General features: G+C 51.1%; 12 protein-coding genes. All 12 read right to left on the bottom strand.

The window, feature by feature from the left end; all coding sequences use genetic code 11:
• Positions 1–5: 5 nt before the first annotated feature.
• A complete protein-coding gene (gene rimM, locus AC8GE9_RS17595; protein WP_506678483.1) occupies positions 6–638 on the bottom strand; it encodes a ribosome maturation factor RimM in 633 nt (210 codons plus the stop codon).
• A gap of 31 nt (positions 639–669) precedes the next feature.
• On the bottom strand, positions 670–930 hold the full coding sequence (rpsP, locus tag AC8GE9_RS17590) for a 30S ribosomal protein S16 (RefSeq protein WP_028817356.1): 261 nt from the start codon (positions 928–930) through the stop codon (positions 670–672).
• Between the two features lie 79 nt (positions 931–1,009).
• Entirely contained in the window at positions 1,010–1,267 is a 258-nt protein-coding gene (locus tag AC8GE9_RS17585; protein WP_506678482.1) for a sulfurtransferase TusA family protein, read from the bottom strand.
• On the bottom strand, positions 1,264–3,897 hold the full coding sequence (gene alaS, locus AC8GE9_RS17580) for an alanine--tRNA ligase (protein ID WP_506678481.1): 2,634 nt from the start codon (positions 3,895–3,897) through the stop codon (positions 1,264–1,266). Before alaS ends, AC8GE9_RS17585 begins: the two co-directional genes overlap by 4 nt.
• A gap of 164 nt (positions 3,898–4,061) precedes the next feature.
• Entirely contained in the window at positions 4,062–5,132 is a 1,071-nt protein-coding gene (locus AC8GE9_RS17575; protein ID WP_506678480.1) for a PulJ/GspJ family protein, read from the bottom strand.
• Positions 5,132–5,755: a prepilin-type cleavage/methylation domain-containing protein gene (locus AC8GE9_RS17570; protein WP_506678509.1), complete on the bottom strand. Its 624-nt coding sequence runs from the start codon at positions 5,753–5,755 to the stop codon at positions 5,132–5,134. The genes AC8GE9_RS17575 and AC8GE9_RS17570 overlap by 1 nt, the downstream gene beginning before the upstream one ends.
• 72 nt (positions 5,756–5,827) lie before the next feature.
• Positions 5,828–6,901, bottom strand: a complete 1,074-nt coding sequence (locus AC8GE9_RS17565; RefSeq protein ID WP_506678479.1) for a hypothetical protein — start codon at positions 6,899–6,901, stop codon at positions 5,828–5,830.
• Positions 6,902–6,956: 55 nt separating this feature from the next.
• Positions 6,957–8,672, bottom strand: coding sequence for an ATPase, T2SS/T4P/T4SS family (locus AC8GE9_RS17560; protein WP_506678478.1), 1,716 nt, complete (start codon positions 8,670–8,672; stop codon positions 6,957–6,959).
• A complete protein-coding gene (locus tag AC8GE9_RS17555) occupies positions 8,669–9,124 on the bottom strand; it encodes a hypothetical protein (RefSeq protein ID WP_506678477.1) in 456 nt (151 codons plus the stop codon). The genes AC8GE9_RS17560 and AC8GE9_RS17555 overlap by 4 nt, the downstream gene beginning before the upstream one ends.
• Positions 9,114–10,442, bottom strand: coding sequence for a hypothetical protein (locus tag AC8GE9_RS17550; protein WP_506678476.1), 1,329 nt, complete (start codon positions 10,440–10,442; stop codon positions 9,114–9,116). The genes AC8GE9_RS17555 and AC8GE9_RS17550 overlap by 11 nt, the downstream gene beginning before the upstream one ends.
• Positions 10,442–12,067 carry a hypothetical protein gene (locus AC8GE9_RS17545; protein WP_506678475.1) on the bottom strand — a complete coding sequence of 542 codons (1,626 nt, stop codon included), beginning with the start codon at positions 12,065–12,067 and terminating at the stop codon, positions 10,442–10,444. Before AC8GE9_RS17545 ends, AC8GE9_RS17550 begins: the two co-directional genes overlap by 1 nt.
• Positions 12,064–12,810: a TrbG/VirB9 family P-type conjugative transfer protein gene (locus AC8GE9_RS17540; RefSeq protein ID WP_506678474.1), complete on the bottom strand. Its 747-nt coding sequence runs from the start codon at positions 12,808–12,810 to the stop codon at positions 12,064–12,066. The genes AC8GE9_RS17545 and AC8GE9_RS17540 overlap by 4 nt, the downstream gene beginning before the upstream one ends.
• Between the last annotated feature and the right edge of the window lie 49 nt (positions 12,811–12,859).

Raw genomic sequence — 12,859 nt, 5'->3', positions numbered from 1 at the left:
AAGCCTTAGAGATCGAGAGGCCAGTCAGTTTCGATGCGACGGGCAACAATATCAACATGCTGTATGTGAGCGGCAACAAAAGGCACCAAAATTTCTTCGGGACGACCTTTGGCATCAAGCATGACCTGAGGCACACGCTCAACAGACGGCGTTTGATCTCCCTCAAGAGTCATTCGCTGAACACGAAGAATCGCGTGGGCGCCATTGTCAACAACTTCAAGGACCACTCCAACAAGTTGTGCTTCGCTATACACATAGCAGTCAACAAGGTCTACCCAATAAAACTCATCGGCCTGGGCTTTGGGAAAATATTGTCGAGAAACATGCACGGTATACCCACGCATAGACTCTGCAAGATCGCGATCTCCGACATGCTCGAGATCAGCCACGACTGTTGCGCCTTGAGGGCGCACTTGCTTAACTGCGTGAGGGCGGAATATGCTCGACGTGGAGATCCCAGAGCCGGGAGAAATAGGGGACTGTGGTGGAGCTAACCACCAAACAGGTGCAGCACGCAAGACTAAACCTTGCGCTGAATGCGGCTGGACTTTGACCCAACCTTTTACGCCATATGCTGACACGATACGACCTAATTCGATTAGGTCATTTGGCGCTTGTTGAGCGCCTGTGTCAGCCATGGCGAGGTACGAAGTCAGTCAAACGATGCGATCAAGCCGCTGTAGCGACTTTTGAAGAGTAGTCTTTGACCAGACGGGCAACCGCTGGAGACAACTGTGCACCCACTCCTGTCCAATATTGGACACGATCAAGCGCAATACGAAGAGGCTCTTCGTTTGCATTTGCAACAGGGTTATAAAAACCAACGCGCTCAATAAAACGACCATCACGACGATCGCGAGAATCAGTCGCAACGAGGTTGTAAAAAGGACGTTTCTTGGAGCCGCCACGGGCCAGGCGAATCACCACCATACGTAATCCCTTGAAAATGTTCAGTAAAGCCAAAGATTATAGCATCAAACAATGAATGAGCATTGTTTATTTCAAACGTTTATTTCAAACGTCGCTCTAAATAATGCGTCACGCGATCTACTTCGTCCACCTGAGCGAGTAATGTATTGCCCGTTTGCTTACAAAAAGCCTGAAAATCACGAACTGCCCCTCGGTCTGTTGTGATAACGCGCAGGATTTCGCCCGAGGTTAGGGTTGCCAAGGCTTTTTTAGCACGCAAAATGGGTAATGGACAGGCAAGTCCTGTCGCATCCACGGTTTCTTTGAACGCCCGGGGCACGTTGTTAGGATCACTCATTTAGCCTCGACCCAGGATTTCACGCTCGCCAAACTGGTTGTCAGAGCCAACAAGTCCGTCCCTCCGCCCATCGCCATGTCTGGACGACCGCCGCCCTTGCCACCAATCTGTCCTGCAACAAAACTCACCAACTCTCCGGCCTTGATCTTGGCATTCAGGTCCGCCGTCACGCCCGCCACCACACTAATTTTGCCGTCAGTCGACGCTGTCGCAAGCAAAACAACTGCTGATTTCAGACGGTCTTTGAGCTGATCAACCATCGAGCGAAGATCTTTGGGATCGACACCCTTGACTTCGGTGACCAGTAACTTAAAGCCCGCTGGCATCTCAATCGCAGCCTCGGTGAGCGCATTGCCAGCACTGGATGCAAGCTTTGCACGTGCTTGCTCGAGCTCTTTTTCCGCGGCCTTTAGCTGATCTTGTAAGAGTCCAATGCGCTCAGGGAGCTCGGCTGGCTGGGTTTTCAACGCAGCTGCTGCGCGTTGTATCGTCGCATTTAAATGCTGCACCCAAGCCAAGGCATTCGCGCCGGTTACCGCCTCGATACGTCTGACGCCAGCGGCAACACCGCCTTCAGCGATCACCTTGAACAAACCAATATCACCCGTACGAGCAACGTGGGTACCGCCACACAATTCACGGGAAAAGCCAATATCCAGGACGCGTACGCTATCCCCATACTTTTCACCAAACAACGCGACTGCACCACCTTTGACTGCATCGTCATAAGACATCGTCTGAGTCATTGCAGCCTGATTACTCAATACCTCTGCGTTGACAATTGCCTCAACGCGCGCGATTTCCTGTTCGGATAACGGGGCATCGTGTGCAAAATCAAAACGCGTCTTATCGCCATCGACTAAAGAGCCACGCTGCTGGACATGGCCTCCCAGCACCTCGCGCAAGGCTTTATGCATCAAATGGGTCGCCGAATGGTTACGCACCGTGCGCGTACGTTGCTCGGCATTGACGATAGCGGTTACCGCATCGCCCACAGACAGGGTGCCGGAGGTCAGGCGACCATGATGCCCAAACACGCCAGGTTGAATTTTTTGCGTATCTAACACATCAAACTGTGTCGAACTGGTCATCAAACAACCCGTATCTCCGACTTGACCGCCAGACTCCGCATAAAACGGGGTTTGATCAAGCACCACAATGGCATCCTGTCCAGCAGACACACGCTCAACAGCGGACCCTCCAACATAAAGCGCTAAAACCTTGCCTGGCCGCTGAAGGTGATCGTAGCCCTCAAAAACGGTCTGAGCACCCGTATACACAAGTCCCTCAGCCATTTTGAATTTACCGGCCGCACGCGCTTGATCTCTCTGACGATCCATGGCGACATCAAAACCAGCCTGATCAACATCGACCCCTCGTTCGCGACAAATATCAGCAGTCAGGTCAACGGGGAAACCGTAGGTGTCGTAGAGCGTAAACAGCGTGTTGCCGTCTAAGATCTGCGCCTGATCTTTTTGGGCGGCAGGTAATGCAGCCAAGGCCGCATCTAAGATTTTCATGCCGTGCTCAAGGGTCTCGCCGAAGCGTTCTTCTTCTTGGCGCAGGACTTGCTCGACTCGGGCGGCATTGTTCGCGAGTTCGGGATACGCATCCCCCATCTGCTTGACCAGATCAGGCACCATTTTGTAGAAAAACGGTTTGCTTTGACCCAGCTGATAACCATGGCGCAGTGCACGACGAATAATACGGCGCAATACGTAACCCCTACCCTCATTGCTTGGGATCACACCGTCGACCACGAGGAAGCAACAAGCACGAATATGGTCGGCAATCACTTTAAGCGAGTTATTCGCGAGATCTTGGGTGCCTGTTTCACGGGCGGCGGCAGCGATCAGCGCCACAAACAAATCAATCTCGTAATTGGAGTGCACATGCTGCAACACAGCAGCAATACGCTCAAGGCCCATTCCCGTATCAACACAAGGCTTTGGAAGCGGCGTCATCTTGCCAGCGGCATCCCGCTCGAACTGCATAAACACCAAATTCCAAATCTCGATATAACGATCACCGTCCTCCTGCGGAGATCCAGGAGGACCACCCCAGATCTCCGCTCCATGATCATAGAAAATCTCAGTGCATGGACCGCAAGGTCCAGTATCAGCCATCTGCCAGAAGTTATCCGATGCGTAGCGGGCGCCTTTGTTATCACCGATACGGATGATGCGCTCAGCCGGCACACCAATTTCTTTTTCCCAGATACCGTAGGCTTCGTCGTCCTCTTGGTACACCGTTACCCAAAGTTTTTCCTTGGATAGGCCATAAACGACCGTCAGCATTTCCCAAGCAAAAGCGATGGCGTCTCGTTTGAAATAATCACCAAAACTAAAGTTGCCTAGCATTTCAAAAAACGTGTGATGACGGGCGGTGTAACCGACGTTTTCAAGATCGTTATGCTTTCCGCCGGCTCGCACACTTCGCTGAGACGAGGTCGCACGTTTATAAGGGCGGGAATCCTTGCCTGTAAAGACGTCTTTGAACTGAACCATCCCCGAATTGGTAAACAATAGGGTGGGGTCGTTTCCCGGCACCAATGACGATGAGGGCACAATTGTGTGTCCCTTGGACTGGAAGAACTGCAAAAATTTCTGGCGAATTTCGGTCGTTTTCATCGTGCGGCATCAAATAAGGGGAAAGTCAAGAGAACGCTATGGCAGCAGCCTCTCAAGCATAGTCATCGATTATACGGGCTTGAACCCATCGTTTCAGGTGTGCGTGACTGCGCTGGGGGATCTCTCTGGTCTCAGTAAAAAAACGGCCAACAACACACTCTGCCTCAGTTTAAACAAAGATAAGTATAAAACTCTTCATAGGAATGAAAGGGGTAACGCCAAACTGAAATCAACTTGGGTTGATAGCCCTCAGGACAAGAGCAATCGCCCGTCAAGGGGTTTCGCCGGTCGATGTTGAGTTCCAGTCTCGTATGACAAGCTGCATTAAGACTAAGAATGTAGTGACCTCCACTAGACTTGGTGCTTGATTGCCAGATACCTGCCTGACAGACCAATAGTCCTTTCGTGCTGGACTGCGCGATCAAGCCCTCGCCTTCACACGCAGTACCCTGCTGCGCAACGGCAGCTAGCTGAAGATGTTCCGAACTAGAAATTCGTCCCGCAGCAGAGATAGCACCACCGACCGAGAGTCTACCCTTCACATTCAAATTGGCGTCGAACTGCACATCACGCAGGTCTCCTTGTCTCAAAAAGGACGCCTGCGCACTAGAATCGAAAAAACTCTGCAAAACAATCGATCCAATCGGCAACGGTGACATGTCGGACTCAGGCGGATTGGGCAAATCCAAGGTGGGGCCTCGCACGCGCTCCGGAGACAGCTGCGTCACGCTCGCACCTTGACCTTTAAAAGACGCTAAGATCTTGCCAATACGCGTCATCGTGCTGGCTTGATGGCCCTGAGATTGTTGCGGCGTCGCAATCGTGAGAGCCTCGAGCTTACAACCTTGTGTCAAACACAATCCATGTGGTTTAAGCACCTTGATACTCACGTCATAACCGAGCGGGGCACGCAAGGAAAACCCCTTAGGCAAATGTCCTGCTCCCACCAACTCGCTTAGTGACGGTCGCCAGATATGTTGATAATCCGCTGAACCCGAACCCGTCACAGACAGGCCTGTTAAAAAATCTGCCTGACGCACGAGCATCTGATCTACAGACTCCTTGACGGTCATCAGCCATCGTCCCATCGCCTCAGAAGCAGCATCTTCAGTCTGCTGAACCCAGGTTGTCGCTGACCAAACGCCAATGAGAGAAGTCAGTGCCGTCACAACGATCATTTCAAATAAAGAAAAACCACACTGCTCAACAAGCCTCAGCGAATCACTCGTACGCATCAGCGAATCACAAATTCAAAAACATTACGATCTCCGTTCAAACACTGAGCATCCGCTAACAAAGGGTTGTAAGGAGAAATGGGTTCATGCAAATGATCTTTGACTCTAACAGGTCCTCCGCTACCAGATATCGTGACAACCTCTGCAATACGCTGCAAAATGGAAGCAAGACCTGGACATGCCGCATGATTGACGTCATTGAGCGTGAGCAAAAAAGCTGAACCAACAGGTGCACCGGATAACGCGTATGGTGCGACGCGGATGACGCCTCGGCCCGAGACGCCTTGCCCACCGAGTCCGTGAGCAACATTCGCGCCAGCCCCCTCCCCCGACACAGCCACGACACTAGAACCGCGCAAAGAGTTTGCTAGCACTCTAGTATCTACACCCGCATAGGGGCTCGCACCAAAACCGTTTGTCGTGACCTTGAGTCGCGCGACGAAACGCTGCAGCTCTTCGGCCACTCGGGGAACTTTGCTTTCCACGACGTAGCCCTGAATCGCAGGAATTCCGACAATTGCGAGCAACATCATAATGGTCGTCACAATTGAAATTTCGATGAGTGAAAATCCATACTGCCGCTGTCGCTTCGACTTGAACGGAAAGCCTCTGTTACGAAACATGCAAATGAAGGAAGGTGTTTGGCGGGCGTATTTTAAAACAGCATCAAATGACATGAAACAGTCCTATAAAAATTAACGGGAATAATGCAAACTCAAGGCCTGTCTGAGTTCGTCAAAAACTTGGGCATGCCAAAAAGCAACCCCAAGGACAATGGCTAAGGCAAACAGCAGAGCACCCCAGCGTAAATAAAGTGCTTGAATACCGATACATTTGAGCGCGAAGACTTCAGTTCTTAATCGCGTTCGTTGCAAGGCCTCATCCAAACCAAGCGTTCGGGTTAAATCCGTGAAATACCACCAGATTGCAGGGTCAATTAACCCAGTGTCCAACGCATCTGTCGCAGGCGCACCGAGATCCAAGCGCCTCACCATTGTGGACAAATGCCTTTCAAACCAAGAAGATGCACCTTGCGTTTGAAGTGCAATAGCGTCCCTTAAACGTGCACTATGACACCCACCAGGACTTAAGGTCACTGCGAGCAAGGAGATGAAGCGCAAGGTATGAACTCTTCTATAAAACGCCCAAGGCCCTATCCGATCGGCGAGTTCCCTGAACCTACCTGTCCAATTTGCAAACGACCAGAGCAAAGCAATCACAGCAACAAGTAGCCCCAAGCCTACATAAGGCCATGAAAAGCTCAGCGCTTCTTCTGTAGCAAACAAAGCCTTCGTCCAAGAAGAAAAATATTGTGGAGGAACCGCTGCAAAAACTTGTCTAAATTGCTTTGCTGTAAAAAATGGAATCGACAAAATTGAACCAAATGCCAGCAATAATCCTGCGATGCCTGAAAAGGCTGTCGTCAGCAACATGAGGCGAGCGCGATCGACCAATCTCACAACATTGGCGAGTTGCCGCAGAGTTCTAGTCAGCGCATCTGCGCCCGCATACTGGGCAGATTGGATCGCGAGTAGATCTTCGAGCGGCAAGGTGGCACTCCATGTTAAGAATAAATCACCACCGGCCTGAGGAAAGCGCTCAAGCCATACGCGCGACAAAACACCGCGTGCGCCTGTCGGATAACGCAAAGCATCGTCTTGAAAAATATTGAGCAATGTCTTAGAACCACCTGTCGCATCAATCAGGTCAGCCAAATACTCGTAATAGTCGGCTCGCTGAGATCTAAATGACCACCCAGCTATATGCACCCAAAGGTCTTTCCAAAAGTCAGTCCATCGATCTAAACGAAACGAGCGTATCCACTCACAACGGGGCACGTGAAGACTCCCTCATAGAAGAAATCGTACCGAAAGTTTGTTCAACAGTTCGCGGATCGAGTAAACCTGTCCACACTTTAAAAAGTGCGCACTGTCTAGCGCTCTTACCCTGCATATTGGACTCCTTGATCGGACTTCTCTTTCTTTGCTCAAACCATCGATGCAAGGCAAGACCGTCGTTCGCCCTGAGACCCAACAAAAACTCAGGTTCTTGGGAAGGCTCAATAATTTCTGCCGCGACGGTACGGCCGGATATACCCACGAGATCCGACAAACCTTTGGTGCACTGTGCGCACCCATGGGATGATCGAAATCTCAAGTGATCTCGGGAAAGCTGCGCCTCCTCTTCAAGCATTTGAATCCAAGACTCCCTCCACTGTGGCGATCGGAGCTGATTGTTTGCGCAACGCCATGTATCTGATTCGAGAACTTGCTCATAGCTTTGTGCACACCCTTGACATAAGAGAGGCAAAAGACACTGGAACACGAGCAATTTCAAAATTCCCGGGGTGGCTAGAAAATCCCTGGGTACACCAATAAAACTTGACGTCAAACGCTCCGGTACCCAGAGCGCAGAACCAGCATGTACCGTCGTATATAGGCTGATCCCAGATCCTGCAAGATCAGAGAATGCTCTCCCGCCAGCAGCGTCCCTGATTTCTCCAATCAATAAATCATTCATGGCAGAACGCTTAAACGCTTTGAGCTTGTTGTCAAAAACGATCAAAGGGTCTTCGTCGACTGATCTTGATACGGTGTTTTGGAGAGCATGAGGAATCAAGTATTCCGCAGGGTCTTCTAACGTAATCACTTTTCGATGCGTAGGAATCTCTCGCAAGAGTGTCGCCAACGTTGTTGACTTTCCCGACCCTACCGTCCCCGCCAAAATCGTCGCTCCGCCCTGAGTCAAACTCGCTCTTCGTAACGCTGCAATTTGTGATTCCTGATAGCCGAGCTCGGAAAGCTCTGGCGTCAATTCAGTTGAGTCAAGAATTAATAGTCGCAAACAAACAGAAGGCCCTTGATCCGCGGCCAACGATGCCCAACGCAAACACACTTTCTGCCCTCCTAGCTCGCGCGTCACTCGACCTTGCTGCTCAATCGTTGGGTCGAAGACGGCGCCATTCCCACCCTCAACATCCATCCAAGTCACTGCAAGCATCGCAAGCATGGTCGCGGTTGGAAGGCGGGCGTAACGATCAGGACACACATAACGTCCATCGATCGTAAACAACACTGCGGACTCGGTCTGATTTCGTTTTACATTAAAGTGAATATCACTGGCGCGATGCTCAAGCGCCCAAAGTAGAATTGCACTCATTGCTTGTGACAAGGCACTCCCGTTATTGGACGACTCCTGAATCTGAATCGACATAGCACCGGACGTGCGAAGAGACTTAGTCACCGCAATCAGCAGAGCGGGAGACAACACAAACAAAGGACTCGCATTCAGTCGGAATCCACGTTGACTGAGTAAGTGCAACAGCGCACTTGTCTGATCATCGTGATAATGCTGACTCAACACAAAGATACCCGCTGATGAATCGCTAAAAAGAACGGGGCACATGCGTGAAACTAAACCGAACACATCCAACTCTTTAATCAGTGTTCTCATAAAAGTAGGGACTAAGCGATCGAGCTCGCCTTGTGTTCGAATTTCCCTCAATAGGCCCTCTGGCTGCATTGATCTAAGCCCTGTCATTGATGACGCTGACCAAGACAAAGCGTTTCACGATCCTCTAATTTTTTTAAATATACGCAAGGTGGCGCAATACGCTCCAATATGTACTGAACGGATCGTCCCGACATCGGGTGCTGTCTGCGACTCTTGAAAACATGGGGTTCTGAGTCAAGCAAAATTTCTGCAGTCAAAGATTGACCCACTCCATAGATCGCGAGCAAGACATTGCCTGTGCTGTGTGTCGTCACAGGACCAGATAGAGTAAGTGGCCCAACAACTTGCTGACGCGCAGAAATAAGCGCGGCCTGGGTGTCTAGCTTTAATAACTCTTCGACGACAGCAGGTGTATCGGCGCTGACGCGCCCAACAAGTCCGGCAAGCACGAGTATTCCACTGAGGCAAGACAAACTGATGCTGCGCACCGCATGAAGGTACACGCATATGCCTCGCTTGTATAAAAAATTACTCGACATGTTCAAAAACATCTCCCATCAAACTGATTGTCAATGCACTGCGGTTGATACCTTTGCCCGATGCGGGTCCAATCTCAAGTTGTAGACTTCGCCAGTGCACAGGTACGGACAATCCTCGCAGCGCAGATATCGAACGCAAAGGACCTTTGATCGACAGCATTCGCCGTTTTAAAGGCTTGATGTGTGTAGGCCTTTGCAAAGCCATACCCTGTCGATTAATCGGCGCCGGGATTGTGATTTGCGTACCAGTCCCTAATTGAATAGATTCGAATACGGGGGTCACACTTTGCAAGTAACTCAGCCAATCCTTGAGAGATGTTGATGGAGATGTCAGTTCAAATAAACTGGCTGCATCCAGGACTTTCCAACGCATCATTCCATGATCGAGATCTGGAAACTCGATAGTCCAGTCCTCTGGCTTTGCCACATCGAGATGTTGACTCAACGCCAACCTATGAGAACGTTGATAGCGTGCAACACAATGCCAATCCATGCCCGATGGCTCACATGCAATCTGCTTTAATATCCAACCGCTAGGACTCACTGGGGCTTGATGCCAAGCCTGGACGACCTTAAAAATTTGTTCGGGATGATGGATGGGATGCTCGTGCGCAAAACGTTCTTGAACGCGTTGCCATAAATCACTGGCATTTTCTTGAAGCAGCACCCCTGGATCGGAGGCGTGATCGTGAGACCACAATCTAATAAAAAAGACTGCCGTGATCATCCCGAAACTTGCGAGTAGCAACGAGAGGCGTCCTCGTGCCGGCATCCTCTGAAGACGTGTCTGGAGGCTGATGTTCGCTCGCATCCAATCCGGCTGATTCGATGTATCTAACAAGGCATACCGCAATACCTGAAGATTAGGAAAGCGTCCTCTGAGAACAAGCAGCGCCGCATCAGCTTCGTCCATACTCTCAAACCAACGATCTGTTTGCGCGAGAACCAGGCCACTATTTACCGCGACGAACCAATATCCCATTGCAGGGACAAAACTGACGGCCGCAATCACGCCCTCTTGATGCGCCGAGGCAAAGATCGCCGCGGCCGCGTGCAAGGGTCGATTTCGCAGGGCATGCGTATACGAGACACCCGACTTGTCTTTAGGAACGATACCGCAACCAACAACTGCGGCAAGTCCTCCCGTGATGAGATAGTGTGTCGCCCTCAGGGATCGGGCTCTTTGTCGTCCAAGCTTTGTCGGTTCGCCACCCACGAGCGGCATCCAATCGAGTCCAAAAACAAGCCCTACACCATCCGAAAGAGGCATCACGTGTGTACCACGCTGTCCTGTTAGGGTGATTGTTTGAGGTAACATCAAATGCCCTCCTCGACTTGTGCGGTCACAATGATCAAGGTCGCAGTCCGTCCTTGCTTTGCCCGATCCATACCACCGAACATAAGTGGTACCTCAGGCGCTAATCGACTGCGTTCCGAATCGTCATGCTTAGAGTCGAAACCAGAAATCAACATCGGCTGCCCCGCCTTGAGTGCGACCTGTTGCACCGTTCCGTGACCATCTATCGTGATTTGCTGAATTTGTAAACGACTATTCGGCTCCCCTACTACTAACGACTTCAGCGGTTGAGCGACTGTGTTGTCATAGGCAACAGAAAGCAATATCTGTCCATTTTCTTGTGCGTCCGGCACGAGCGTCAAAAATGCACCCACTGTTTCCTCTTTTTGACTGACGGACACTGAACCTAACCCGGCACGCGTGACGGATGGCCCGTTATCCGCAGGCTGTGTTGACTTGACTTGATCAATATAAGAAAAGGTTGTTCTGACGGCATGGGTAACAGGACGTCGATTTAATGTCAGGACGGGAATCGTGACATGACGAAGAACTGTTCCATATTTAGACAAGGCTTTTAGAACGGCTTGACTGCGAACGACTGATGAAGGACGCGCACTCACCAGAGCGGCTGCTCCTGCCACGGATGCACCAGCAAACGAACTGGATAAGGATGCAGCGACTTTTCCTTGTTCCCAAAGAGAATCCCAATCCAAACCAAACTCTGCGTCTTGATTCGTCACGAGCGTAATCTCCTCGAATATCAGTCGTACCCGACGGGTCAGGATTCTGTTTTCTCTTTCTATATATCTAGCGATTTCGCCTAATACTTCCGGAGTATCAGTGATCACGATGGATGTTGACGCGCCTGGTTGTGCCGCGATGATGGCCGAGCGCGTCAAAAATGGTTCGAGACGTTGCTGGATAGCGAGTAGCACATGCTGTTCGGATGCAACAAGCGACGTGCGAGAGGAGTTATCAAAACCGCCACTTTTGCTATTTGCAGCGCGCCCGAGTCGTGCGTCTGCATGCGCGGAGAGAGTGAGCGACCGCACATCAAAAACACGCGTCTCGGTGCGATAAAACTCCAGCGCCCGATCGTGATAACGCCATAAAACACCTAAACGTCTCGAAAGAATATCCAGCACTTCAGGAAGTGGCCTGGCTCCCATCGGGAGCTGAACTTGAGTCATCCCCGAACTAGCCGTTTGACCCGCAGAGGCATTCAACCGTGGCAAGAAGTGATCAACAGGCAGCAAGGCCTCTGGCTTGATGCGAACCGGAATACTCGTCGCTTGAGTGATGCGCTCAGCCAACGTTGGTAAATCCACTCGACCGTCCCGATACATCAGCGTCGTGTCGATCTTCGTTCTCAGAGCGCTCGGCAAACTCACTTCTCTGGCCAGCGGCACTGCGCGCCCCATCAGCCATGGCTTGTCAATGCTTTGCGCACGGGCCTTATCCTTTGGCGTTCGCGTCGCAATTTCAAATGTTCGATGTTTGTGATCAATCAGATCTGTTGTCTGTTTGACGCGCTCCTCTTGTTGCGCGAGACGATGCGTTAATGTGCAACCCGACAAAATACTGAGCGATACAAGCACCAGACTGAACTCGACCCTTTGTCGATTTTTTTCAAATAGATCACTCATACGCGGGTACCTTCTGCAAGCGTACGGTCGCAAGCCTCGGCTAAAGGTACAACGCGCAAAACCTGATTGGCGTAAAAACACGGCTGCAATGGCCTGTCTGATAGTTCTGTGGCCTCAATCAGCGCGCGCACCGAACCGACAAAATCATCGGAAAAATTTGCAGTGGCGGTCAGAGGAATATCGACATCCACAGCCCAGTGCTCTGCTTGAAATCTCCACCCGCTTAATCCAGACCAACGCGCCAATGTCTGCCTGAGATTGACGTCTGTACCTGTCACGGCATAGAAGGGTTGAGAAGTTGCTTTGATGGTCTCAGCAGAAACGGGGATGGATTGTGGCGTGGGCGGAGGCTGACTTAGGCTTGGGCTAGACGTCACTGTGCCGAGCTGACTTGCTGCTGAAGATGAAACGCGTCGCGCTTGCGCCTGTTGATGCGCACCTCGAAATACAAGCCTTGTCCAAGCACCCTCAAGCTTGGCGTAAGGTCCATGGCGCTCGTAAGTCACGAGCTGCTCCTCAGCTTCTGTAAGCCCAAAGATCGCGGGCAATACCTGTCCTGTTTGCCATTGGAGCCACGTATGTGTCGAATCTGAAAATACCTGCAGTGGAGCGACGGCTCTATCGCCTGACAAACGCCATGAAAAGTCCAGCACGCCTTTTGGCGTCGCGCCTGAATGATCACGCGGACTTATTTTCCAGCCTGCGGCAGATCCAGCACAAGCTTGTAGTGACAACACAAGCATTAAAAAGGCACTTCCAGTCCATATCCTTAACATTTTTACATCGCATTTG

Origin of the sequence: Zwartia lucis, from assembly GCF_965234455.1 — a bacterium.
In the GTDB taxonomy this organism is placed as follows: domain Bacteria; phylum Pseudomonadota; class Gammaproteobacteria; order Burkholderiales; family Burkholderiaceae_B; genus Zwartia; species Zwartia lucis.
This window is presented reverse-complemented; position numbering and strand designations above follow the sequence as displayed.